Here is a 25,526-nt window from a genome sequence, read left to right as displayed (position 1 = left end):
GCCGCGGTCCTCGTGGGTGTCATCGCCCACGGCCCGCCGGCGGGAGGCCAAGCACCCGTTCGTCCGGAAGGTGGCCCGGGCCGCCGAAAGGGCGACCGCCAAGGTCCGTTCCGCCCTGGGTGGCTCGCCCGACTGACGTCCGTCGGCTTGGAGGAACGCCCAAAAATGAAGGAAATGCGTCCGGTCAACTGGGCCCTTGTCTCGCTGGGCGCGGCGGTGTATCCACGCTCAGGGGAGCCTGTCGGAGTTCGCCTCAGAGCGGCTTTCCGGTGTTCAGGTCGAGGCCGGCGATCGGCTTCGCCGCGACGCGCCGCGAGCGCCGAGACACCGTCGATGTCACGGTCACCGAACGCCCCGCCCGTACGAGAGCCGATGCCGAGCACACCGAGCGGCGCCCCGACCTCGCGGCGTCTCGCCTGAGCCGGACCGGCCTCGTACCGGAGGCGGGACGGGGGCTCGCTCCCGCCTTACTGTGGCGCGGTGGACTCGGCCTCGCGGATCATCGCTGTCGCGTCGCGGGGGAGTATGAAACCTGCGGCCACACCCGCTGAGACGGCCTTCTCCACCTTCTCCAGATACAGCTCGCGGGTGGGGTAGAGAGTTTTCAGGGTGTCCGCGGAGAACGGTTCGGAGGAACCGCCCAGGTTCTCGAGCAGGTTGGCGGAGCCGATGGTTCCCGTCACCTTTGCGGTCGGTACCGCGACCGCGGGCAGACGGATGCCACCGCGGGCGATGCCATGAGCGTCACGAACGATCGTGGGGGGTTCGCCGGTGATCTCGATGCGGGGCTGCGCGGGAGGTGGGATGCGCTCGGCCAGCCAACGCTGCATGTGGAAGAAAGACGCATCGCGCAGTGGGCGAAGGTCCACGGTGTTGGGGGATGGCCCGTTGAGACCTGCCACCGCGGCCAGGTTCACACCCCAGTCCCGCTGGAACTTTCCGGCGACCACCCGAATGGTGTGGGTGGACGCGTGCGAGGTTCCGGCCGCCTCCCACAGGCGGAAGGTGTCGGTATCCGGCTGACGGGCCTCGGCGAAGGCGGGCGCTTCCGTCTCGGAGTTGACCACCAGCACCGGAACCCTCAGATCGTCCCGCAGTCTCGTGACCGACTGGAAGCGGTGCACCACATCCGGGAGAGCGGTCTCCCGTGCGGCCTGCTCGGTCGCGAGGGGTGCGCTCCAGCCGAAGTGGACGTCGAACAGGAATCCGTCGAAACGATTCGTGAGCGGTTGGATCGCGTTGAAGTAGCTCTGCAGCCGGGCCGCCGACTGGGACGCCCCGTGCGCGAGCAGTCGCCTGACGTCCAGCCCGCCCATCGGGTCGTTCGCCGCGAGGTCGCGGCCCGGTCCCACGAGTTGGGCCGCCGCGGTGAAGATGCCGTAGGAGGCGTCGTCGGAGGGAATCGACAGGGAGCCATAACGTTCGGGGTCCCAGCTCACCAGACCCTGGGGAGAGGCGGTGTCGAATCCGTATACGCTGACCACCTGGGTTGAGACGGCGGCCACCGCGAAGCCACCCTCGAAGATCTCCGGCGTGTCGAGCTGAAACCCGTCCGTGCCCGCGGAGACGTTGTTCCACGAGACGATGACAGTGCCGTTGAACTTCGCCGGGTCGACGGGGCGCCGAACGACCATCCGTGTCCTGAACGGGAGGCTCCCACTGGGCTCCGCCGTCCAGCGACCGTCAGTGCGTAACTCACTGTCGGTGAGGCGGTACGTGGTCGCGTCCCCTTCGAGGAAGTACTCCTCCTCCACGTACCCGTAGGTGCTCACATCGACCAACGTGGTGCCGAGGGGCCAGCCATGCGCCCCCCCGTGAACGGGCCCGATCAGACGTGCACTCGCAGCCATCAGAGGCGCCCTCTCGTAGATGTCAGAACTGCCACCATGACAGTGACCAGCATCACGGTGGCGGAGTGTCGTGTCAACCAGTCCGGGAGCCGCCGACCACAGCAGCCCGACGTGGCCACGGAAAGTATTAATCCGATGCCAGAGAGTCCGAACCGGTCGCGTGGGCGCGGGAACCACCCTTCGACGTCCTGAGGATGAGCGATCGCGGATCGGCTACCGTGAACGCATGGAACCAGGCCACGCAGGTGTCGCCGCGGGCCGGTCCTCCCCACCCGGCCGGCTCCGGGATCGTCAGCTTCTGGATACGCGGAGGGCCATCGAGACCGCCGCCATGGAACTGTTCACCAGCCGGGGATTCGACAGCACAACGGTGGACGAGATCGCCGAGGCGGCGGGTGTCTCACAGCGGACCGTGTTCCGTTACTTCCCCACGAAGCGATCCATCCTGCTCGAATACGACAGGACTCTGAGCGAGAATCTCCGCACTCTGCTCCGCGATCGACCTCCTCGCGAACTCACCCTTCGCGCGCTGGAACCCACGCTCATCGGCTTCGCCGAGATTCTGCAGCGGGACCGTGAGAACGTCACCCTCAGAATGGCGATCACGGCGTCGAGTACAGAGCTCGCCACCTACCCGCTTGAAGCAATGCAGACCCATAGTGCCGTCATAGCCGGCGAACTCGCTCGGCACCGCCCCGCCGCCACCGACGAAGCCGACCGGCTGGCCCTCACCTGGTTGGCCAACGGGGTTCTGGTCGTCGCCCTCAGCAAATGGCTGGAGGGCGACCTGCGGCATCCCCTCCCCGCCCTCACGCTCCGGTCCATCGAACGGGTACGCGCCGCCGCGACAAGATAGGCGTCGAACGCCACCGGCTGCGGCAGTCAGAAGTCCTCGTTGAAGGACACCGTGCCGGCGACTCCGACCTGGTAGGCGGAGACCCGGCGCTCGAAGAAGTTCGACAGTTCCTGCACGTCCTGCAGTTCCAGGAACGGGAACGGGTTCGCGGAGCCGAACATCGGCGTGAATCCGAGCTGCGCCAGCCGACGGTCGGCGACATGTTCCAGGTAGGTCCGCATGTCGGCGACCGTCATCCCGGCGACGCCGCCGGCGAGGAGATCCTCGGCGAAGACGGTCTCGGCGTCGACCGCTTCGGCGAGCATCCGGCGCACGGCGGCCTCCAGTTCCTCGTCGACGAGGTCCGGTTCCTCGGCGCGGATGGTCCGGACCACGTCGAGCGCGAACTCCATGTGCTGGGACTCGTCGCGGAACACCCAGTTGGTTCCGGACGCGAGCCCGTGCAGCAGGCCGCGGGAGCGCAGGAAGTAGACATAGGCGAACGCGCCGTAGAAGAACAGCCCTTCGACGCAGGTGGCGAAGCAGATCAGGTTGAGCAGGAAGGCGCGGCGGTCCGCGCGGGTGCGTAGCCGGCCCAGGGCGCCCAGGGAGTCGATCCAGCGGAAGCAGAACCGTGCCTTGGCGCGGATCGACGCGACGGTGTCGACCGCGGCGAACGCCTCGGCCCGCTCGTCCGGGTCGGGCAGGTAGGTGTCGAGCAGGGTCAGGTAGAACTGGACGTGCACCGCCTCCTCGAACAGCTGGCGGGACAGGTACAGCCGCGCCTCGGGCGCGTTGACGTGCCGGTAGAGGTTCAGCACCAGGTTGTTCGCGACGATCGTGTCGCCGGTGGCGAAGAAGGCGACGAGCCGGTTGACCAGGTGCCGCTCGGCGGGGCTGAGGCGGTGCAGGTCGGCGAGGTCGGCGTGCAGGTCCACCTCCTCCACTGTCCAGGTGTTGCGGATCGCCGCCCGGTACCGGTCGTAGAAGTCGGGGTAGCGCATCGGGCGCAGAGTCAGCTTCATTCCCGGGTCGAGGAGCGTCACTGGCATGCCTCGCAGTTCTCCGGGTTCTCCAGAGAGCAGGCGACCGACGCGGCGGCGTCGGTGGTGACCGTCGCCTGCTGGATGCGGGTCGCGGGGCGCGAGCGCAGGTAGTAGGTCGTCTTCAGGCCGACCGACCAGGCGTGGGAGTACATCGATGACAGCCGGCCGATGTTCGGGTCGGCCATGAACAGGTTCAGCGACTGGCTCTGGTCGAGGTAGGGCATCCGGGCCGCGGCCAGGTCGATGAGCGCCCGCTGCGGCAGCTCCCAGGCGGTGCGGAACACCGTACGGACGTCGTCCGGCAGCTCGGCGAGCCCCTGCACCGAGCCGTCCGCCGCCCGGATCCGTTCCCGGACCCGCTCGGTCCACAGCCCGCGGCGGCGCAGCTCCTCGACGAGGTAGGTGTTGATCTGCAGGAACTCGCCCGACAGCGTCTCGCGTTTGAACACGTTGGACACCTGCGGCTCGATGCACTCGTAGCAGCCGGCGATGGACGCGATGGTGGCGGTCGGCGCGATCGCGAGCAGCAGGCTGTTGCGCAGGCCGTGCACGGCGACGGCGGCCCGCAGCGCCGCCCATCGCTCCGGCTGCGTCGGCGTCACGTCGAAGTGGTCCGGGTGCAGCACCCCGCGGGCGGCCCGCGTCTGGGCGAACGCCGGATGGCGGCCGTGCTCGCGGGCGAGCTCCACGGACCGCTCCAGCGCGGTGAGCGCGATCTCCTCGGCCAGTCTGGTGGACAGCTCCCGGGCGGCGGGGGAGTCGAACGGCAGCCGCAGCGCGAAGAACACGTCCTGCAGGCCCATGACGCCGAGGCCGACCGGCCGCCAGCGGGGGTTGCTCGCGGCGGCCTCGCCGGTCGGGTAGTACGTGATGTCGATCACCCGGTCGAGGAACGTCACCGCCGTGCGGACGGTGGCGCGCAGCCTCGCCCAGTCGATCCGCGTCGCGGGGTCCGTGGGCGGTCCCGCCGCCGCATCCCCCGCCGCGTCCACCGTCGGGTTTGCGATCGGGTCCGCCGATGCTGACGGGTCGCCGTCGCCGGGCGACAGCGCCAGCAGGTGGCGGGCCAGGTTCACCGAGCCGAGGTTGCAGACGGCGGTCTGGCTGTCGCTGGTGACCTCGAGGATCTCGGTGCACAGGTTCGACAGGTGGATGACGTTGGCGGGCTCGGCGGTCTGGTTGCCGGTCCGGTTCGCGGCGTCCTTGAAGGTCATCCAGCCGTTGCCGGTCTGCGCGAGGGTGCGCATCATCCGGGCGTAGAGGTCGCGGGCGGGCAGCTGGCGGACGTAGCGCCCGGCGGCCTCCGCGGCCCGGTAGGCACGGTCGAACGCGTCGCCCCACAGGTCGGTCAGGTCGGGGACCTCGTCGGGGTCCATCAGCGACCAGGTGTCGTCGGCGTGGACGCGGCGCATGAACTCGTCGGGGATCCAGTGCGCGAGGCTGAGGTTGTGGGTGCGCCGGGCGTCCTCGCCGGTGTTGTCGCGCAGCTCGAGGAACTCCTCGATGTCGGGATGCCAGGGCTCCAGGTACACGCAGGCCGCGCCCTTGCGCCGGCCGCCCTGGTTGACGGCGGCGACCGACGCGTCGAGGGTCCGCAGCCACGGCACGATGCCGTTGGACCGGCCGTTCGTGCCGCGGATCAGCGCGCCGCGCGAGCGGACCCGGGAGAAGCCGATCCCGATGCCGCCGGAGAACTTCGACAGCCGGGCGACCTGCCCGTACCGCTCGTAGATCGACTCCAGCTCGTCGCGCGGCGAGTCGACCAGGAAGCAGCTCGACATCTGCGGATGCGCGGTGCCCGCGTTGAACAGCGTCGGTGAGCTGGGCAGGTAGGCGAGCGACGCCATCAGCCGGTACAGCTCCCCGGCCTCGGCGACGTCGTGGGACAGCCCGCAGGCGACGCGCAGCAGCCAGTGCTGCGGGGTCTCGACCAGCAGCCGGGTCCGCGGGTGGCGCAGCAGGTAGCGATCCTGCACGGTGCGCATGCCGAAGTACTCGAAGGCCCGGTCGGCGGCCGGGTCGACGAGCGCGTCCAGCTCGGCGGCGTGAGCGGCGACGAACCTGGCGGTCGACTCGCCGATGAGGCCGAGCCGGTGACCCCGTGCCACACCGGCGCTGAACGAGGTGATCCCCTGGCCGCCGACCTCGTCCGCGATCAGGGCGGCGAGCAGGCGGGCGGCGAGCCGCGAGTACTGCGGCTCGGTGCCGATCAGCTCGGCGGCGGTCCGCACCGCGAGCCGGTCGACCTCCTCGGTCGTCACCCCGTCGTACAGCCCGGCGGCGGTGCGGGCCGCGACCCGCCGCGGGTCGACCCGGTCCAGGTCCTGCGCGCGGCGCGCCACCGCGGCGATGATCCGGGTCACGTCGACGGGTTCGAGCGCGCCGTCGCGACGGCGGACACGCAACGCCTGAGTACCGATCGGGGACGACTCGGTGACGGTCAACATCGCTCCTCGCGCGGGTCCGGTGCGTGGGCTGGACCGGCGGCACGACGGAGCAGGACACCGGCGCGGGACGCGACCCCGAGACGCGGGCACCGGAGACGGCCTGACACGTCGAGGCGGCGCGGCGCGTCTGACAGCACGCGAGCACGCCAGGCCACGGCGATGACCGGCGAGGTGCCCGTGCCCGGACCAGCTCCGGCACGGTGTCCAGACCCTCCCTCGGGGCCGGCGGACCGCCGCGCGTGGGCACGCGCGGCACACTGGCAGGTCTTCGGACTCGCGGGCTCCCGTCGGCATCGCTCTACGCCCGACGGACCTACTGGCCGTCGCGTTTCCCAGGCGCTTCTCGCGCCCAGCGCACCTGACGGTGGTCGCGCCCACTTACCGCTGCGGGGCAGTCCCGGCCTTCCACCGGATTCCCTCTTACGACGGCCGCCCATGGCGGGGGCGGCCGAACCAGTGCGAGGCACACCCTACATATGCGACTCACATGCCTGCAAGTATCCCACATGTTGTGTCGGAGCCCCGGTCGTCCGGAGGGCATCACCTCGCTGTCCGCACTCCGGGGCTCGCGACTCGGCTCCTGGGCTACCGGGATGCGGGCTGAGCCGAGCCGAGTCGCGGAGGAGCCGTCAGGCCGATGTGGCGGCGGGGCGGCCTGCTCGGGTTCGTGGATGGCGGGCAGGCCGCGGGTGCCGACCCGTGACCGCCGCCATCGGCCCGAGAACATCACCGCCGCGTCCGACACTCGCGATCAGGCGAGGGCCGTCGCCGCAGCCGTTCGGTCTGTCAGAGCACGTTGGCGCGGGAGTAGAAGTAGGCCTTGTCCGACCAGCGCGCCGCGGTGCGCCATCGCGGGCCGGTCCTTCACGCCCGCGGAATGGGCACGGTACGCCCCGGGCGAGGATTCTCGGCGGATCTGCCCATAGCGTGCGGGGTATGTGGGTGGGCACCGAGGGTTTCGCGGATGGTGCGGGTGAGTGTGGCGGCGGTGAAGGGCTTGTCGAGGAAGGCGACGGCGGCGCCCTCGATCCGTTCGTCGAGAACGCCATGCGTATGCGCCGAGGTGTATACGACGGGAAGGTCAGGGATGATCTTTGTGAGGCGGTCGGCCAGCTGGCGGCCGTTCGTGCCGGGCATGATGACGTCCGTAAGGAGCAGGTCGATGGTGGGATGGCGTCGCGCCAGGTCGAGTGCCTCCTGGCCGTTCGCGGCGGCGAGCACTCGGTAGCCGGCGGCCGTGAGAATGCGTTCGGTCAGTTCGCGGACCGCGGGGTCATCCTCGACCAGCAGAATGGTCTCGTCGCCGTTGGCGAGGCGCTCGGCGCCGGGGTCGGCCGGCCGCTGGTCGACGACCGCGGCGACCACCGGCAGGTAGACCCGGAACGTGCTGCCGGCGTGGGGCGCCGAGCTGACGGTGATGTGGCCGCCGGCCTGCCGGATGATGCCGTAGGCGGTCGACAGCCCCAGACCGGTGCCCTTGCCCTGGTCCTTGGTGGTGAAGAACGGCTCGAAGGCCCGGGCCTGGACCTCCGGCGGCATGCCATGGCCGGTGTCGGTGACGGTGAGCACCACCTGGCCGCCTGATGGGAGGCCGAGGCGGCGGGATTCGTGCGCGTCGAGGTCGACGTGGTCGGTGGCTATCGTGAGCCGGCCGCCGTCCGGCATCGCGTCCCGGCCGTTGACGACCAGGTTGACGATCACCTGTTCGAGCTGCACGTGATCGGCCCAGACCGTGGCCGGGGCGGCACCGGTCCGGACAGCCAGCTCGACGTCCTCGCGGATCAGGCGACGCAGCATCTCCTCGAGACCGCCGACCAGCTCGTTGAGATCGACGGCCCGCGGCTTCGCCGCCTGGTTGCGGGAGAACGCGAGCAGCTGGCGGGTCAGCCCGGCGGCCCGGTCGGCCGCGCCGCGGATCGCGGTCAGGTCGGCCCGTGCCGGTCCGTCGGTCTGGGCCAGCAGCATCGCCGCGTAGCCGTCGATCACGGTCAGCAGGTTGTTGAAGTCGTGGGCGACACCGCCGGCGAGCTGGCCGACCGCGTCGAGACGCTGCGCCTGGCGCAGCTGGGCTTCGGCGATCTTCTGGTCGGTGACGTCGGCGACCATGGCCAGGAATCCCTCGACCTCACCGGTCGCGCCGACCCGAGCGGTCAGGGCGACCTGGGCGGACACCGGTCGCCCCGCGGCATGGCACAGCCCGACCTCGACGCGTTGGGTCCCGTCGCGGCGGGCCCGCGTCAGCCCGTCGATGATCTTCGAATGGTCCTCGTCGACGACCAGGTCCACGAGATCCAGCTCGGGCAGCTCCGGTCCGCCGCGCCCGACGAGGTCGGCCAACCGCGTGTTGGCGTACCCGATCCGGCCGTCCTGGTCGAGCAGGGCCACCCCCTCGCTGGTGGTCTCGACGATGCCGCGGTACCGCTCCTCGCTTTCGCGCAACGTCTGCTCCTCCGCCTGGCGGAGCTTGAGGTCCTCGAACACGGCGGCTCCGCGAACCAGCGCCGGGAAACGGCTCCGCAGCGTCCAGTACCAGACGGCGGCCGCCGCGGTGATGATGTCCCAGGCCGTGGTGCTGGGGTCGTTGAACGCGAGCCGCATCGGGTTGCCCGCGATGTGATCGCGATCCGACTCGTCGCCCATCTCCATACCCGGCATGTCACCGCCACCGGTCATGTGATGGCCGGTGAGGACGTTCATCGCGTGGTCCGGCAACAACAGGTGCACCGTGTGCCAGCCGTGGTGGACGCCGCAGGTGAAGAAGATCGCGGTGGTGGCGAGCCCCAGCCGGTTCTTCCGCCACTGCCCAGACCGCCACAGCGCCCGCCCGATCGCGACGGAGATCGCCGTGTACGCGGCCATGATCACGGCGTTTGCTGCGGCGCTGATCTGCCACCACGTCATGTCGCCTCCCCCGCCAGGCCCTTCGCCGGAGCTGGTCGATCACACCGCATGGCCGCTCCCGGCGTCGAGCGCGTCCAGCGGCCACACTCCTGGAGAAGGACCGGGATCACCGTGCCACGCTACGTGTTAGCCCGGAGACCATCCGCGGTGTCGGCGTGGTCCACGGAGGTGTGGCGATCGGCCTGGCGTCGGGGCGCGAGCGCGACGGTCGACGCGCGATCGGGGTCAGTGGGAGCCCTGGGTGAGGGCGGCCGCATCAGGCACGCGGACGGGTTCGGGCACGGTGAGCGGGAGGACGCCCTGGATCTGCCCGGGAGGTCGGTACCGCGGGTGCGGGTCAGTCGTCGATGTGGTGGCGGCGCCAGGCCGGCAGCAGGCGCCAGAGCCGCCCTCCGACGATCGTGGCGGCCGCGAGGAGGGCGTAGAACAGGGGAGTCCAGGCGCCGCCGACCGACGTGTAGCGACCGTCGGTGAACGTGTAGGTGGTGTCGTCGATCAGGTACCGGAAGCCGGGCCAGTGGAAGGTGCCCGTGGCATGCGGATCGATCGCGCGCACGCCGTCGGCGAAGGCGTTCTGGGCCTCCGTCACCAGCTCGGTCATCATCAGGACGGCGAGCAACACGATGGCACTGGCGGTCCGCCAGGCCGGGCGGGGCTGCCACTCGCCGAACTCGGCGGCCAGGTAGCCCGCCGCGAGCCGACGGGTCGGACCGAGTCGGCGCAGCGCCTCGGCCGTCCCGACATCCCGTGCGGCGGCGTGCAGGTTGGTACGCATCTCCCTGCGGTGCGCGACGCGGGCGCGGCGGGGCAGGTCGGCCAGATGGGCGTCGAGGCTCCAGACGGCGACCTCAAGGCGCAGGCGATCGGAGACGGCGAGCGGTCGGATGGTGGCCGAGGCGGGTGCTGGGGGCGGTGACACGTCAGTCCTCCGAGGGTTCGGCGGGATGCGGGGGGAGTGAGCGGGCGAGGACCGGGTTGACGACGTCGGACAGCGTCTTCCAGCTGTCGGCGCCCTGGGCGAGCGCGGCGTAGCCGTCCGGAGTGGGGCGGTAGTACTTGCGGGCCGGGCCGGAGCGGGAGGGTACGAGCCGGCTGCTGACGCGGCCTTCGCGCTCCAACCTCGTCAGTGCCGGATAGACGGTGCCGTCGGCGATGTCCGTCAGCCCGATGTCGCGCAGGCGCTGCACCAGTTGGTAGCCGTACGACTCGCGCTCGGCGAGCAGCCGAAGCAGCAGGACCGACAGCACGCCCTTGAGCAGCTGTGGGTCGAAGGCGGGAGGCACGCTCTCTAGTTTAGGCAGCTACCTGTCTTAGTCAAGTAGCTGCCGCGTCGCCGTCCGCGTCCTCGCGGCATTCTGTCGACGGGCGAGAGCCGTGGACAGCAGGGCGCCCAGGCCGACGGCGGCGAGCAGGACGACGCTGGGTTCGGCGGCGGCCCGGAAGCGGGTCGTCCCGTAGATCATCATTGATGCCAGGGAGAGCACGATCGGAGTGGCGAGGAGGGGCAGGGCCGGCGTCCGTCGGCGGCGCAGGACGACCAGGCCGCCGATGCCGAACGCGGCCAGGCACCACAGGGACACCGATCCGATCCTGCTGACCGTCTCCGGGCGTTCCTCGAGCGTGTCGAAACGCGCCTGCTGCCAGGGCCGATAGACCGCCCAGGTCCGGCCCAGTCGCGCGGCCGCGACCGTCGGCAGCCGGTCGCTGTTCTTCTCGATGTAGTGGAACGCCGCCTCGCGGAAGAACCTGTCGCGCTGGGAGGCCTCCGCCGGCGGGTTGCGCAGGGAGTTCGCGCAGGCGAGCGACCACCAGCCGAGCTGCGGACCGTGGTAGGTGTCGTCGCAGTGGGTGACGGCCAGGGTGACGCCGAGCCCGCTGGAGATGAACTCCGGTTCGTCGAACCGGGACAGGTTGTAGCCGACCCAGGGTGCGATGAGCAGCGCGCTGGTCGCGGCGCACGCCACGAGCAGCCGCAGCCGGTGGGCCCAGGTCAGCGTGGGCAGCCGGAGCACGATCGGCGTCACCAGCGCCAGTGCGAGCAGCGCCAGCTCGGTCCGGGCCAGCATCGCGGCGGCCAGAGCGGCCCCGACCCAGACGGCGTCCAACGGACGCCGGCGGTTCCACAGCCGGTAGCTGGCGAGGATGAGCAGCGTGCAGGACAGGATCGCGGGCGTCTCCGACATGAGCACCGGGTCGCTCAGCCACATGCCCGGGTAGACGGCGGCGATCGCCGCGGCGATCAGGCCGGTGGCCGGGCCGGCGATCCGCCGGCCGGCGAGGCCGACGACGACGACCGACAGCGTGCCGAGCAGGCACGAGAAGATCTGGTGGTCGAGGAAGGTGCGCAGCCCGACCAGCGACGGGATGGCGAGCAGCAGACTCGTCAGCGGCGGGTGCTGCGCGTCCGGCAGGTACGTGTCCCTGTCGATGAGGACGTACGGGTTGGGCCAGCCTCGCCCGTCGACGAACAGGTTCGCCGCATGGTGGTAATAGTAGGCGTCCCCGGCGATCTTCATCGGGTACAGCGAGCCGAAGAGGAAGCCCAGCCGGACGGCGAGCGCGACCGCGGCGATCACCGTGATCGCGATCCACCAGCGCCGCCGGCCGTCAACGATGACCTCGGCCGGCCGGTGGCGCGGACGTCGTTCGCTGCGATCCCTGCTCGGCATATGTCCGCACATTAGGGGTTGGCGAACCCCGCGGAGCGCGGCGGGTGATCGGCGCCCGCCCCCACGGCCGGGGTCGTCACGCGGCAGGCTGGTGGTCGGCCCTGGTCGAGACCCCACCCGATCGCATCAGGGCGGGTGGGGGCGGTTCACCGCGGGCGCGTCCGCATACCGTGCCAGCAGGTTCTGCAACGTCAGCGCTGCCGGTAGGGCAGTGGTGGGCAGCGCGGTGTAGATGGTTCGGCGCAGGGCCTGGTCGTCGAGGGGGCGCAGGACGAGCTCGGTGGGAACCGCCCGGGCGGCCAGCGAGGGGACCAGCGCGACGCCGAGGCCGGCGGCCGCGTACCCGAACTTGCCGGTCCACTCCGCGATTCTGATGATCTTTCTCGGGGTGAAGCCCGCCCGGGCGCAGGCGTCCGCGAGCGTCGTGGGGCGGTCCCCATAGGCGTCCTGGAGCCATGCCTCGTCGCGCAGGTCGCGCAGGCGGACCGTGTCGGCTCCAGCCAGCGGATGGTCGCGCCGCAACGCGACGAGCAGCTCGTCCTCCATCAGCGCCGTCGTGACGACACCGTCGGCCGATGGCAGGCCGGACGGGTAGTCGCTGACCACGGCGAGGTCGAGCGCTCCCTGCGCGAGGCGCCGCATCAGCGTTTCGCTGCGGCCTTCGAGCGCGGTCACCTCGACGTCCGGCCTGGCCTGCGTGAACGTCCGCAGGGCGGCGGGAACCAGGGAGATGTTCGCGGTCGCGAACGCCCCCGTGCGCAGCGGACCGCCGTGGCCGGAGTGGATCATCGCCAGATCCCGCTGGGCCCGTGACAGCCGGTCGAGCACGTCCACCGCGTGCCGGTACAACGCCTGACCAGCGGGAGTGAGGCGGACGCCCCGGGGAAGCCGCTCGAACAGCGGCCCACCGGCCTGCCGCTCCAGTGCGGCGATTCGCCGGGACACCGCGGACTGCGTGTAACTGAGCCGGGCCGCCGCTGCGGTGAACGATCCGGTGTCGGCCACGGTCACGAGCAGGCTCAGCGCGTCGACGTCGAACACATTCCTCCCACGCATGGCTGCGATGCAATCTACTCGCTGGTGGAATACCTCGCATTCACCTAACGTCACCCTCGGTTGCGGCGCCCCGGCGGAAGGCGGAGCCGTGGCCTTTCGTCGCCGGAATGGAAAGGGGAAACGCGTGCTGTGCGGAAGTCAGACGCTGACGGGGTGGGGCCGGTGACCGGGCGGGCGGAATTCGCGATGCCGGGACTGCCGGGACTGCCGGGACTGCCGGGACTGCCGGGACTGCCGGGACTGCCGGGACTGCCGGGACTACCGGGACTGCCGGGACTGCCGGGACTGCCGGCGATGCTGGCCGATCTGAGGGAACTCGTCGTCTGCGAGTCCTTTTCCGCCGACCATGCCGCCGTGGCGCGCAGCGCCGAGGTCGTCGGTGCCCTCGGAACGAGACTGCTGGGCGCCCCACCCGAAACTATGGTGATCGACGGCGTGAACCATCTGCGGTGGACGTTCGGGACACCGCGCGTCCTGCTGCTGGGGCACCACGACACGGTGTTCCCGCCTGGCTCGCTCGACACCCATCCCTGGTCGGTGGCCGACGGGATCGCCCGGGGGCCCGGGGTGCTGGACATGAAGGCGGGTCTGGTGCAGATGTTTCACGCGCTCGCCGCTCTGCCGTCCCCGGACGGTGTGTGCGTCCTGGTGAACGGGGACGAGGAGGTCGGTTCCCCGACGTCACGGGAACTGATCGAGCACAGCGCGCGCGGCTGCGCGGCCGCCTTCGTGCTGGAGGCGTCCGCGGATGTCAGCGGCGCCCTCAAGACCGCCCGCAAGGGCACCTCACGATATGAGGTGGTGGTGCACGGCAGGGGCGCGCACGCGGGCCTGGAACCCCACAAGGGCGTCAACGCCACGATCGAGGCCGCTCACCAGGTCCTGGCGATCGCCGATCTCGCGGCATTGATGGAATCCGACGGCGCCGCCCGCTCCGTCCTCGGACCACCGACCATCACGCCCACCCTGCTGACGGCCGGCAGCACCGTCAACACCGTGCCCGACCAGGCGAGGATATCGGTGGACGTGCGCGTACCGACTCGTTCGACGCAGGCCCGCATCGACGATGCCATGCATGCGCTCGCCGCCCGGACGTCCGGAGCCCGGCTGACGGTGCTGGGCGGCGGACGGCGACCGCCGATGGAACCGGAGTCCTCCGCCGGCCTGTTCGCCCTCGCGGCCGCGATCGCCACGGACCTCGGCCAGCGACCGCTACGGGGAATCGCCGTCGGTGGTGCCTCCGACGGCAACTACACCGCGGCCGTGGGATGCCCCACCCTGGACGGCCTCGGTGCGGTCGGCGGCGGCGCCCACACGGCGTCCGAGTACGTCGAGGTCGCCCAGATGATCCCGCGTACCCAGCTCCTCGCCCATCTGATCGCTCGGGTGCGGGAAACCGGGGTTTCGGCGCCGAAACAAGCGTAATGTCCCCAGCACACGGGAGCTCCCACCCAAGGGGGCTGAGAGGGCGGCTGCCGGGCATTCCGAGCCCGAGCGGGGCCGCCGACCGCCGAACCTGTCCGGGTAATGCCGGCGTAGGGAGCGTGTGCTGGTATGTCGTCAGCCCAGGTCGAAGCACTGCCGGGTAGCCGCAAAATCCATCTTCCGGGGCCACGGCCGGATATTCGGGTGCCGATGCGCGAGGTGGCGCTGTCCACCGGGGACCGCGTCGTGCTCTACGACACCTCGGGCCCCCGTACCGACCCCGCCGTGTCCGTCGACGTCCGGGTCGGGCTGCCGCGGTCGCGGACAGTCTGGATCGCCGAGCGGGACGCCGGGGACGCCGGGGCTGCCGGCGGGAGCGCCGGCGCCAGGCCGGCCGGCGGGGGTGTGGGGGTCAGCGGCGCGACTACCCAGCTAGGCCTGGCCCGGCGCGGTCTGATCAGCCCGGAGATGGAGTTCGTCGCGGTCCGGGAGGGTGTGCCGGCGGAGACGGTCCGCGCCGAGATCGCCGCTGGGCGGGCCGTGCTGCCGGTGAACCGGAACCATCCCGAGAGCGAGCCGATGATCATCGGCCGGGAGTTCCTCGTCAAGATCAACGCCAACATCGGCAACTCCGCCGTGGCCTCCTCGATCGAGGAGGAGGTGGACAAGATGGTCTGGGCCACCCGCTGGGGCGCCGACACGGTGATGGACCTGTCCACCGGCCGTGACATCCACCGCACCCGGGAATGGATCATCCGGAACTCGCCGGTCCCGGTCGGCACGGTCCCGATCTACCAGGCACTGGAGAAGGTCGACGGGAAGGCCGTCGACCTGACCTGGGAGGTCTACCGGGACACCGTCATCGAGCAGTGCGAGCAGGGCGTGGACTACATGACCGTCCACGCCGGCGTCCTGCTGCGTCACGTCCCGCTGACCGCGAGACGCAGGACCGGCATCGTCTCGCGCGGCGGCGCCATCCTGGCCGCCTGGTGCCTGGCGCACCACGAGGAGAACTTCCTCTACACCCACTTCGCCGAGCTCTGCGAGATCCTGCGCGCCTACGACGTGACGTTCTCCCTGGGCGACGGGCTGCGGCCCGGGTCGATCGCCGACGCCAACGACGCGGCCCAGCTGGCGGAACTGGCGACCCTGGGCGAGCTGACCTCCCTCGCCTGGGAGCACGACGTCCAGGTCATGATCGAGGGGCCGGGCCACGTCCCGATGAACAAGATCAAGGAGAACGTCGAGCTCCAGCGCGAGCTGTGCCACGACGCGCCCTTCTACACGCTTGGCCCGCTGACCACCGACGTGGCGCCCGGCTACGACCACATCACGTCGGCCATCGGCGCGGCGATGATCGGGTGGTTCGGCACGGCGATGCTCTGCTACGTCACGCCGAAGGAGCATCTCGGCCTGCCGGACCGGGAGGACGTGAAGGCCGGCGTGATCGCATACAAGATCGCCGCCCACGCCGCCGACCTTGCCAAGGGGCACCCCGGCGCCCAGGCCTGGGACGACGCCCTGTCCGACGCCCGGTTCGACTTCCGCTGGAACGACCAGTTCCACCTCTCACTCGACCCCGAGACGGCCGCGTCCTACCACGATGAGACCCTGCCGGCGGCCCCGGCCAGGTCCGCGCACTTCTGCTCGATGTGCGGCCCGCACTTCTGCTCGATGAAGATCACCCGGGACGTGCGGGAGTACGCCGCCGTCCGGGGGATCGGGGACGAGCTGGCGCTGGCGGAGGGGATGCGGGAGAAGTCAGCCGAGTTCGTCTCCGGCGGCAACCACATCTACCTGCCGCTCGCTGACGTCTGACCCGCGACGGCGCGGCGCCCGGGACGCCCGGCCGGTGGCCCCACCGGCCGGGCGAGGAAACGTCAGAGCTGGGAGCGCTGAGAGGATCGTCTGGCATCGTGGAGTCCGAGCACTCCAACGTCCCAGCGCGTCTCGGAGGCAATCGTGAGTTCCTCGCTCTACGACGACGTCGGCGGCCTGGCCGGGCTGCGGCTCCTGTCCGCGGCGTTCTACCGCCGCGTCCTCGCGGACGAGCTGCTCGCTCCCGTCTTCGCCGACTTCACACCAACCCACCTCGATCACGTCGCCGTCTGGCTGGCCGAGGTCCTCGGCGGGCCAGCGGATTTCTCCGCCCGGCTCGGCGGGCACCAGGCGCTGCTGCGCAGCCACCTCGGGCTCGGCATTCGCGACGAGCACCGGCGACGCTGGCTTGACCTGATGGCACAAGCGATCGACGAGGTCCTTCCGGACCGGTCGGAGCTGGCCGCGACGCTCATGGACTACTTCGAGTGGGGCACCGCCATCGCCCAGGAGGTCTCCCAGGACCCCGCCGGAACCGATCTGGGCCGGCCGGGCCCCACCCCGCGCTGGGGATACCAGGGCCTGGTCCACTGACCCGTCGGCGCTGGGGAGCGAGCGGCGCCGGTCACTCGTAGGCGCGGCAACAGATCTCCAGTTCCATGCCGTCCGGGTTCGCGGAAGAACAGAGACCACTCGGAGCCGAGACGCTGGATCTCGCCGAGGTCGGCTCCCAGCTCGCGCAGCCGGTCCCGGGTCGCCTCCAGGGTCGTCAACGAGTCGACGGCCAGCCCGAAGTGGTCGATCGGGCCTCGCCCGCCCGGGCGGCGCGGTCATCGACGCGCTCCGCCGCGGAACGGTACCGGCCGCTGGGCTCGACCTGCTCGCGGTCGGGCTGGAGACCTTCACCCCCGCGCCTGACCGCGAGCTGGACACGGCGGCCGGCGGCGGATCCGTGTTCAAGGCCGTCCGAGGAGAGTACGGACAGGCTTGCCGCCGCCGTCGACGAACTGCTCGAACGCAGCCTGGCCACGGTCTCGACGCGTGCCCCGATGTTCGCCCGCCGCCGCCGCGTTACCAGTCCTCCGCGGGCAGGTGAGCCTGGCAAGCCGGCGGGATCAGGTCGTCGTCACCTCGTCGCGTGCGTGCAGGGTGGCGAGGTCGGCGGCGGCCCGGCCGGACGCCCATCCCTCGGCGTCGGACGACGTGCTGATCGCATGGGTGGTGAGCTGCGGGAACATCGTCTCGAGGGTGTCCTGGACGGCGTCGGAGCGGGCGGCGAGCACGGGCAGCAGCCGGTCGTCGCTGGCCTCGGCCGCGGCCTGCTCGCCGGCCCGCTCGGCCGCGGCCGTCAGGCGCTGGCCGACGCGGATCGCGAACGAGGCGAGGAACGCCTGGCGGAACGACCGGGTCCGAGACCGTCCGTGACGGTCCTGGCGGCTTCCGGCCCCCGTCATCGCCGTGGTCGCCTGGACCAGCAGAGAGGTGTAGAGCAGCTCGACGGCGTCGAGGTCGGGCCGGAAACCGACCACGGTGGCGAACCCCAGGCTCTTCGACCACACCGCGCGGCACCGGTTCGCGACGGCGATCACGTCGAGCAGACCGGCCTTCGGTGACTCATACGGACTGTCGACGCCGATGCGGCGACCCACCGGCCGATCGCGGGATCCCTCCCGCGCCGCCAGCAGCGCCTCGTCGATGCTGTGCCGGGCCATGAGCTGCTGCGCCTTGGCGGTCAGCGCCTCGGCCTCCTCGACGAACCCGGTCGACTCCGCCTTCGCCAGCAGCGCGCGAACCCGGTCGAGCACGCGCGTGTCGGTGCCGTGGCCGGTGCCCGCCCCGGAGCGCGCCGTGGATGGGCCCGACGGGTCGCGTCGCGTGGAACCCGGCGGCGGGCACAGGGTCTCGATCGGCGGCAGGCAGTGCACCACGGCGAGCAGTTCCAGCGCGTCGAGCAGGACCTCCCCCCGGTCGCGGCTCTCCCGCTCGCCCCAGCCGTCCAGCCAGGCGTCGTTGTCCGTCCACCACACGCCGGCGTCGAGGGCGTCGAGCTGGCCGGCCCACCGCTCGTCGACGGTGGGCGCCGCGTACTGCCGCATCTGCGCGGCGATGGCGTCGACGACGAGCCGCGTGTGGCGCCCGCTGGCCTGGCGGCGAACGATCCGGTGCAGGTCGACGGGCTGCCAGCCGCGCGCCCAGGCACCCTCGATCGCGCGGTCGAACCAGCCGCGCAGGGCCCGATTGACGACGCGGCGTCCGACCGTGCCCGGCGCGGAGCCGAGGATGCTGACGACGTCGGCCAGCACCGCGTCCTCCTCGTCGGCCCGGGCCTTCACCCCCGTCGCGACCAGCTGGTCGGCGAACCGGAGAGCCTCCCGCTGGCCGCGCTCGCGGCGAAACGGACCCGCGGCAGTCCCGTTCGCCCAGCCCAGGCCATCGCCCCAGACCCCGCCATGATCTTCGAATTCACCGGGCCCAGCGGCCCCACCGCGCTGACCGGGCTGCTCGCCGTGCCGCTGGGCCTGGGCACGCCCCTGCTCCCTGACGCGGTCCGCGCGGGCCTTCTGCTTCGCCTTGCGTCGCTCACGGTTCCGGCTGCCCATCGCCACCTCGCCTATGTCGGTTCGACCGGCCTCCCAGGGCCGTCTCCACGATCACACGCCGGCCGGGACGGTCCGCACCGGGCCCGCCACGACGGCCCGCGCCACGACCACACCCCGGGAGCCTCGTCCCCACGGCCACGGAGGCCGGCTGGCCACGCGAGCCGCCAGTTGGCCGCTGGATGGCCATTGCCGGTGATTCTGGCCAGTCGATCGCCAGGGTCGCGCGGTCGGCTCGCGGTCCGTAACGGTAGATCGTGTCGTCTTCGGTCAGAAGGCGGCTGTCGCGCAGGCATGGAGGAGGTGACGGAGCGCTGAGGCGTGACCCCATAGCCGCCTCGCCGGCTGGCCCCACCCCCCCATGCCCCGTAACTCTTTGTGATCGATCCCATCGCTTGTTCGCAAGCAGGAAAATGGCGCGAAATTCCTGGTCATGGGAACCGTCGGGTTGGAAATGGAGTGGTGGTCTGCGCCTGGTCGGCGTAGTTCTGATTACCTGTTGTAGTTGTCGACGTTCCGGTGGCCCGTCGATCGCCTCGCTGAAATGGCGGTTGGCGGGGCCGGCGTCGGATACCTGCCCGGCCTGACTAGGTCAGGGACATGGTGCGGTGTATGTTGCGATTGCGCACGGCCATGCCACGGTGTCCATGCCGATGGGCCGTTTTTCGGGGTGAACACGCCGCGGGGATGGCGAGGAGCGCGAACGGCCTGGTGCCAGTGGCGCCAGGCACCGCGTGAGCCTTTGGGGGAGGCGCACAACAATGCCCGACCGAACTGTTGTCCTGGGCGAATGGATTCCCAGAGCCCTGTCGGTCGCGGCGACCGTGCTCGCGGTCGTCGCGGCGACGATCGCGCCGGCCCTCGCCGCCGTGACGCCCGATCACGCACCGGCGTCGGTCACGCCGGCGGCGCTGTCGACCGCTGGGAGCGGTCCCGCCACAGTCGGCGCCGACGGCCGTCCCAAGGTCCATGCCGTGGTGCTCGTCGACGAGTCGAACAGCGAGAGCGTGGAGTCCGTCCGCCACGAGGCCGACGCCGCGGGCCTCATCGCCAACAGCGGGCAGCTCGATCCGTCCTCCGAGATCGCCGTGGTCGGCTTCGGTACCGACGACTACCCCGAGGTCAGCCAGCGGCCGCACGGCGCCACCGATGAGGCCTGTCCGATGGCGCGGGTGGCCAGCGCCGACTTCCGGACCTGCCTGTCCACGCTGCACAACCGCACCCGCGAGGAAGGCAACGGCACCGATCACGAGGCCGCGCTGACCAAGGCCCTGGACATCCTCGAAGCGAACAGGGACCCGGCCTTCTTCAACGTGGTCTTCCTGCTGACCGACGGCGGCCTGCGGGTGGACAACGTGTCGCGCTTCGGGGCGAGGCTCGCCGACCCGCAGGCGACCGCCGACCAGCGCAACGTCGCCGCCCGCCAGGTGATCGCCACCCAGGTCGCGCCGCGGGCACGAACCCTGGGCGCGCAGATCTGGCCGGTCGGCTTCGGCAGCGGGCTGGATGAGAACTGGATGCGCCAGCTCGCCACGTTCGGCGCCGGGGTGAACCCGCTCTGCCAGGGGGTGCCGGTCGCGGCGCCGGTCTACCACCGGGCCAACACCGCCTCCGACGTCGGCCAGACGCTCGACCAGGTGCTGGCGAACGCGAGCTGCCAGGGCTACCAGCAGCGGCAGGACGACGGCGGCCCGGGCAAGCCGGTGACGCTGTCGCTGACCATTCCGCCGACCGCGTCCAGTGCCACCATCAACGCGCTGAAGCGCGATCCGAACATCAAGATCACGTACACCGATCCGCGAGGTAATCGGGTACTGGGCAGCGGCGAGCAGAACGGCTCGCGCTTCACCCTGAACACGAGCGCCCCGGACTCCGAGTCGCTGTTCATCTCCAGGCCGTATCCAGGGGACTGGAAGGTGACCTTCACCTGGCCGCCCGGCACCCAGCCCCGCACCGTGCTGGCCGACCTCACCTGGCTGGGCCAGCTCAGCTCGGTGGTCCGGCTCGTGCCCTCCTCCCCGAAGCCGGGCCAGGCGGCGAACGTCTACGTCTCGCTGCAGACCAGCAGGGGCGAGCCGATCGACCCGAAGCAGCTCACGGGCCTGAACTTCCAGGCGTTCCTGGCCGGGGAGGGGTTTCCCGACCGGCAGGTGCTGCTGGCCGATGACGGTCGCGTCGCCGACCAGAAGGCGGCGGACGGCACCTTCTCGGGCCGGGTACAGGTACCGGAGAACGCGTCCGGCCTGCTGCGGCTCACCGGCAGCGTCCAGGGCGAGGGCCTGCGCGGCACGCTGCAGTCGGCGTCCTACCCGATCGCCGGGCGGCGTTCCGGCGGCGCGGTCCTCCAGGTGCCCGCCGTCGGCGGCGTGCACCGACCGGCGACGATCACCGCGACCCTGCGCGCGGACAACCCCGGCTCGTCCCCCCGGCAGCTGCGGGTGCGGCTGGAGGGCCTGCCGGGGCTGTCGGTCTCGCCTGCCGACCTCACCGTGCCGGCCGGGGCCAGCGGCTTCACCCAGGCGCTGACGATCTCCGTCGCGGCCGACGCGGCCTACGGGGCGCGGTCCGGGCTCGCGCGCGTTCTCGACGTGTCGGCCGGCGGGCAGGACGTCACGCTCGACGACGAACAGCTCAACCTCACGGTCAAGGCGCCGCCCGGCTTCGTCGCCAAATACCTGTATCTGCTGGTCCTCGTCCTGGTCCTGGTGCTCCTCGGCATCGCCGCCGCGCTGGTGCTGCGGGCCCGCTGGCGCCGTCGCGTCGACGTCTGCGATCTGCAGGCGAACGCCGCCCGCGGCGATCTGCCGCCCATCGACGTGGCGGCGCCGCGCAGGTGGGCCGACCGCTTCCGGTTCGTGCTGCACGACCAGCCCGGCTTGCCTCTCAGCCTGGCGCTGGCCAACCCCGGCGACACCGCGAACGTCTACACCGTCCGCCGCGCGCGGCACGGCCAGCTCACCGTGGTCGGCCCGGGTGGCGAGAGCCGCACCGACCAGGCGGGCACCCGGATCCCGCTGCCCTCGGGGACGACCCTGTGGCTGCAGGACCGGCGGGTCCAGCCGGCCGGACCGGCTCCGCTCGCCTCGGACGACCCGTGGGCGGGTGGCGGCGGCCAGGGACCGGACGGCGGGCACGATCCGTTCGGCGCGGGGTCCGCGGACCCGTTCGGGGCACCGACCGGCGGTCAGGACCCGTTCGCCGCGCCCGCGGGTGGCCCGGACCCGTTCGCCGTACCGGCCGGCGGTCAGGACCCGTTCGGCGGCGGGAACGCCGGGGGTGGTGGTCACGCCGGTGCCGATCCCTTCGCCGGCGCCGGCGCCGCCGGCGGCCACGGCGCGCGGGGAAACGGCGGTAGGCAGCCGGCGCCGGACCCCTTCGCCGCGAGCGCCGGTGGCGACCCGGCCGACGGCGCCGGCGGTTTCGGCGGTGACGGCTCTGGCGGCGGCTACGGAGCCGGCGGATACGGAGCCGGCGGATACGACGGCGGCGCGGACGGCTACGGGTCGGTGTCCGACGCGCCGACGCTGCGGCCGGGGGCGCAGGCGCAGCCGGGCGGCACCTGGGGGGACGACTGGAACACGACCCAGTTCTGACCCTCGGCGCTTGTCCGACCCGGCAGCCACCGCGGGGCGGTGACGGTCGTCGGAACAGGCACCTCGGCAGTACTCGACGCGGACGACGCGGACACGGATCGGAACAGGCATGGTGACGCGGGACAGCGCCTTCGGGCTGAACATCTACCAGCCGTTGGTCTTCGTGGGCCTCGGAGGAACCGGCTGCGCCATCGGGACCGAACTCGAGCGGCGGCTGCGGCAGGCCCTGTGCGGGCCGGACGGCACGGCGTTCGCCGAGCGGATGGGTGTGCACGGCAACTCCGGCTACCTGCCGTTCCAGCTGCCGGGCTGTCTGCAGTTCGTCTACGCCGACCTGAACGAGACCGAGCTGGACCGCATCCACGGCGCCACCGTGCCCGCGCCGGTGCACCAGCAGGCGGCCGCGCGCAACGCCCACCTCGTCCGGGGGCTGGTGCCCAAGTTCCAGACGTACTCCGACGTCGCCGGCAACCTGCGGATGACCGCGGGCCCGTACGTCCAGTCCTGGCTGCCGCCGACCCTCGACGAACCGCTCGTCGCACCGATCACCCGGGGCGCGGGGCAGCTGCCCACGGTCGGCCGGGCCGCGCTGTTCGAGACGGTCCGCGAGGACGTCGGCCCCGGCCAGCAGCCGCTGCGCGAGGCCATCGACGCGGTGAGCCGCGCCGGCGCCGAGCTGGGGGTGCTCGGCGGGAAGTCGAACCGGTCCTGCGACGTGTTCGTCGCCTTCTCGGTTGCCGGCGGCACCGGCGCCGGCATCTTCTACGACTACCTGCATCTGATCGCGGACGCCTTCGACCGGGCCCGCATCGGCGCCCAGATCTACCCGCTGGTGCTCATGCCGAGCGCCTTCGACGAGGGCAGGGGCGGAGGCCGCTCGGCCCAGCTCAACGCCGGCCGGGCGCTGCTCGACCTCTTCCGGCTGGTCGACGACCAGAACGCCCGCAAGGCGCGGCGCGTTCTCGGCCACTCCGACAACATCGGCCGGCCGGTCGACGTGGCCTACCCCGGACGGAAGATCCAGATCGCGCCGGGCACGGTGCAGACCGGGTTCCTGTTCAGCCGCACGCCCGGTATGGACAAGGACGACATCCACCGCTCGATCGCGTCCCTGGTGCTCTCGCTCATCACCTCCGAGCAGCAGGCCGAGCACGCGGTCGTGGTCGGCCAGTCGTTCCAGTCGTTCGCGGACTCGTTCATCAACGGCGCCGCGACCCGCAACACCGCCGCCGACTCCGGTATCGGCCACCGTGGCGTGTCGACCGCGCTGGTCGCCTCGCTGACCGTTCCCGGCGACGACCTCGCCGAGCTGGTCGCCGGCCGGCTGCTGGCCCGCGCCGTCCCCCAGCTCGACACGGCACCGCCCGGCGGCAGCGAGCACAACGTCCCGCTGATCGGCCGGATGGCGCGCGCGGCGAACCTGGGGGAGATCCTCGATCGCCCCGACCTGCCGGTGCCGGCGCCGCGGATGGTCGACGGCGCCGCCGAGATCCGCAAGTCGCTCACCGACTACTCCGACAGCATCGGCGCGGTGCTGCGCGCGCACGCGCAGCAGGTCGACCAGCGGGTGCAGGAGATCGCCGGCCAGCGATTCCAGCCGGTGGAGGCCGCGCGCGTCCTGCTCACCGAGGTCGACGTCTTCCGCCTGCAGCGGCTCGTCCGCGGTCATCCCGGACTGCCGGACCCGAACGACAAGACCGGGCTGCTCGGGCTGCTCGAGGCCCGCAAGAACACCCCGCCGCAGCTGCCGAACCGGCCGCCGACCGCGGCCGCCGCCCCGCTGCTGCCGGACATCCGCAACCGGATGACCTCGAAGGCCAAGTGGGGCGACCCGCCGGCCCAGCAGGCCGTGGCCACGCTGCAGCACTGGCACCGGTGGAACACCTGGCGGCTGTGGCACGAGGCGTGGGGCCGCCAGTCGCGGGTGTGGCAGTCGAAGATGAACACCGCCACCGGCTACCTCGACGAGTTCGCCGAGGCGCTGCGGGTGTTCGCCCGCGCCGAGCCGGACGAGTTCGACCGGCGGACCGTGGCTCTCAGCCAGGACCGCACCGGCATCCGCCAACTGCTGCCCGCCGGCGGCAACCTCGACGTCTTCTACCGCACCGTGCTGCGCGCGTTCCTCGCCCGCGGCCAGCATCCGGAGGGATCCGCCGAGGCGGACGTCGTGCGGGTGCTGGTGCGCGGCGAGGACTGGACGAAGGCCTTCGAGGAGATCAGCGAGCGCGGCGCGCCGCAGCGCGCGGTCGCGAGCCTGCGGGACCGGCTCAAGCAGGAGGTCAAGGCGCTGTTCGCGGAGGCCGAGGGCGGCGGCGTGCCACTGCTGCCGTCCATGGGCCGGCTGCTCGCCCGGGCCGCGAGCAGCGCGGCACCCGACGTCGACCCCACCGACCTGCGCCAGTTCCACGATCAGCTCCGCGCGCTGCTGCCCGGCGGGTTCACCCCGGACGGCGCCGGTCAGCTCAAGATCCTCATCGCGCATCCGGCCGTCAAACAGGTTCCCGAGACCGAGGTGGCGGCCTGCCTGACCCAGGAACTCGCGCTGCCCGCGGACCAGGGCGTGACCCCGGAGTACCGCGCGGGCCAGGCGGACTCGATCGTCGTGGTGCTGTTCCGCTCGTCGATGGCCGTCAACGAGGTCCGCGAGGTCCGCGAGCTGCTGCGGTTCTGGTCGCAGGCGCTGGTGGTCAACGATCCGGCGGACTACCTGCGCTGGCGGCAGCGCCTCGGCTACAACTACGGCTGGCTCGCGATGACCGAGGACAACCGCGCGGTCATCCTGCACCGCCTGCTGTGCGCCATGTGGAACGGCCAGATGACGGTCACCGGACCGCTCGAGTCGCCGGAGTCCGTCCTGGTCAAGGCGGTGGAGTACGACGAGGCGCAGTCGATGTACCTGCCGCTGCGCCGGGTCGGGCAGACGTCGTCGTGGGGGTCGCTGCTGCGCGCCTACGAGCAGGCGATCGTCGAGGACGACGACGAGGCGCGCCGGGCGTTCACCCGCAGCCTTCGCACGATCCGGCCGCGGGGGCACACGGCCGAGCCGCAGCCGCCGTCCGAGGCGTACCGGGCGTTCATCGACGTGGCCGAGAAGGAGGCCGCGCGGATCGAGAAGTTCCGCGACGGCCTGCCGCCCGCCAGCCGCAGCCGTCTCGACCAGCTCCTCGAGTTCTGGACGAGGACCGTGCCCGCGGCCCAGGACCTGCCGTTCCCCGACGACGACGCCATCCGCAGCAACCTGCGGGACCTCTACGACTACGCGACCGGCACGCCGTGACGACGGATCGAC

General features: G+C 71.6%; 16 protein-coding genes and 1 riboswitch. Of the genes, 7 read left to right on the top strand and 9 right to left on the bottom strand.

The window, feature by feature from the left end:
* Positions 1-467: 467 nt before the first annotated feature.
* On the bottom strand, positions 468-1,850 hold the full coding sequence (locus AC6EXY_RS04935) for an alpha/beta hydrolase domain-containing protein (protein ID WP_499816714.1): 1,383 nt from the start codon (positions 1,848-1,850) through the stop codon (positions 468-470).
* 331 nt (positions 1,851-2,181) lie between these two features.
* On the opposite strand from AC6EXY_RS04935, the gene AC6EXY_RS04930 reads away from it, so the two are divergent.
* A complete protein-coding gene (locus AC6EXY_RS04930) occupies positions 2,182-2,706 on the top strand; it encodes a TetR family transcriptional regulator (RefSeq protein ID WP_499816715.1) in 525 nt (174 codons plus the stop codon).
* A 26-nt stretch (positions 2,707-2,732) separates the two neighbouring features.
* Here AC6EXY_RS04930 and AC6EXY_RS04925 read toward each other — a convergent pair whose 3' ends face one another.
* The 7 genes from AC6EXY_RS04925 to AC6EXY_RS04895 all read right to left on the bottom strand — a co-directional run bounded on the left by AC6EXY_RS04925 (position 2,733) and on the right by AC6EXY_RS04895 (position 12,789).
* Positions 2,733-3,737, bottom strand: coding sequence for a ribonucleotide-diphosphate reductase subunit beta (locus AC6EXY_RS04925; protein ID WP_499816716.1), 1,005 nt, complete (start codon positions 3,735-3,737; stop codon positions 2,733-2,735).
* Positions 3,728-6,178, bottom strand: a complete 2,451-nt coding sequence (locus tag AC6EXY_RS04920; protein WP_101834961.1) for a ribonucleoside-diphosphate reductase subunit alpha — start codon at positions 6,176-6,178, stop codon at positions 3,728-3,730. Before AC6EXY_RS04920 ends, AC6EXY_RS04925 begins: the two co-directional genes overlap by 10 nt.
* A 242-nt stretch (positions 6,179-6,420) precedes the next feature.
* A riboswitch (cobalamin riboswitch) is annotated at positions 6,421-6,651 on the bottom strand.
* A gap of 391 nt (positions 6,652-7,042) precedes the next feature.
* The gene (locus tag AC6EXY_RS04915) at positions 7,043-9,079 is read right to left on the bottom strand and encodes a hybrid sensor histidine kinase/response regulator (protein WP_101834959.1); all 2,037 of its coding nucleotides are present in this window, start codon (positions 9,077-9,079) and stop codon (positions 7,043-7,045) included.
* A gap of 337 nt (positions 9,080-9,416) precedes the next feature.
* The gene (locus AC6EXY_RS04910) at positions 9,417-9,998 is read right to left on the bottom strand and encodes a hypothetical protein (protein WP_243408030.1); all 582 of its coding nucleotides are present in this window, start codon (positions 9,996-9,998) and stop codon (positions 9,417-9,419) included.
* A 1-nt stretch (position 9,999) separates the two neighbouring features.
* Positions 10,000-10,362, bottom strand: coding sequence for a PadR family transcriptional regulator (locus AC6EXY_RS04905; protein ID WP_207770552.1), 363 nt, complete (start codon positions 10,360-10,362; stop codon positions 10,000-10,002).
* Between the two features lie 27 nt (positions 10,363-10,389).
* Positions 10,390-11,748 carry a glycosyltransferase family 39 protein gene (locus tag AC6EXY_RS04900; RefSeq protein ID WP_243408029.1) on the bottom strand — a complete coding sequence of 453 codons (1,359 nt, stop codon included), beginning with the start codon at positions 11,746-11,748 and terminating at the stop codon, positions 10,390-10,392.
* Between the two features lie 126 nt (positions 11,749-11,874).
* Positions 11,875-12,789: a LysR family transcriptional regulator gene (locus AC6EXY_RS04895; RefSeq protein WP_101834955.1), complete on the bottom strand. Its 915-nt coding sequence runs from the start codon at positions 12,787-12,789 to the stop codon at positions 11,875-11,877.
* 201 nt (positions 12,790-12,990) lie between these two features.
* Here AC6EXY_RS04895 and AC6EXY_RS04890 point away from each other — a divergent pair, with 201 nt between their 5' ends.
* The 4 genes from AC6EXY_RS04890 to AC6EXY_RS04875 all read left to right on the top strand — a co-directional run bounded on the left by AC6EXY_RS04890 (position 12,991) and on the right by AC6EXY_RS04875 (position 17,143).
* On the top strand, positions 12,991-14,229 hold the full coding sequence (locus AC6EXY_RS04890; RefSeq protein WP_207770550.1) for a M20 family metallopeptidase: 1,239 nt from the start codon (positions 12,991-12,993) through the stop codon (positions 14,227-14,229).
* Between the two features lie 129 nt (positions 14,230-14,358).
* Positions 14,359-16,047, top strand: a complete 1,689-nt coding sequence (gene thiC, locus AC6EXY_RS04885; RefSeq protein WP_101834953.1) for a phosphomethylpyrimidine synthase ThiC — start codon at positions 14,359-14,361, stop codon at positions 16,045-16,047.
* Positions 16,048-16,191: 144 nt separating this feature from the next.
* Complete coding sequence (locus tag AC6EXY_RS04880) at positions 16,192-16,641, top strand: group II truncated hemoglobin (RefSeq protein ID WP_101834951.1); 450 nt, start codon at positions 16,192-16,194, stop codon at positions 16,639-16,641.
* Positions 16,586-17,143, top strand: coding sequence for a BREX system ATP-binding domain-containing protein (locus AC6EXY_RS04875; protein ID WP_341477274.1), 558 nt, complete (start codon positions 16,586-16,588; stop codon positions 17,141-17,143). The genes AC6EXY_RS04880 and AC6EXY_RS04875 overlap by 56 nt, the downstream gene beginning before the upstream one ends.
* A 19-nt stretch (positions 17,144-17,162) precedes the next feature.
* On the opposite strand, the gene AC6EXY_RS04870 is transcribed toward AC6EXY_RS04875, so the two are convergent.
* Entirely contained in the window at positions 17,163-18,647 is a 1,485-nt protein-coding gene (locus AC6EXY_RS04870) for a DUF2786 domain-containing protein (protein ID WP_499816718.1), read from the bottom strand.
* Positions 18,648-19,405: 758 nt separating this feature from the next.
* On the opposite strand from AC6EXY_RS04870, the gene AC6EXY_RS04865 reads away from it, so the two are divergent.
* Together AC6EXY_RS04865 and AC6EXY_RS04860 are read left to right on the top strand one after the other, a co-directional pair.
* The gene (locus AC6EXY_RS04865) at positions 19,406-22,237 is read left to right on the top strand and encodes a vWA domain-containing protein (protein WP_499816719.1); all 2,832 of its coding nucleotides are present in this window, start codon (positions 19,406-19,408) and stop codon (positions 22,235-22,237) included.
* Between the two features lie 109 nt (positions 22,238-22,346).
* Positions 22,347-25,514 carry a tubulin-like doman-containing protein gene (locus tag AC6EXY_RS04860; protein WP_101834943.1) on the top strand — a complete coding sequence of 1,056 codons (3,168 nt, stop codon included), beginning with the start codon at positions 22,347-22,349 and terminating at the stop codon, positions 25,512-25,514.
* The last annotated feature ends 12 nt before the right edge of the window (positions 25,515-25,526 follow it).

The sequence above is a fragment of the Frankia sp. RB5 genome (genome assembly GCF_059816245.1).
This window is presented reverse-complemented; position numbering and strand designations above follow the sequence as displayed.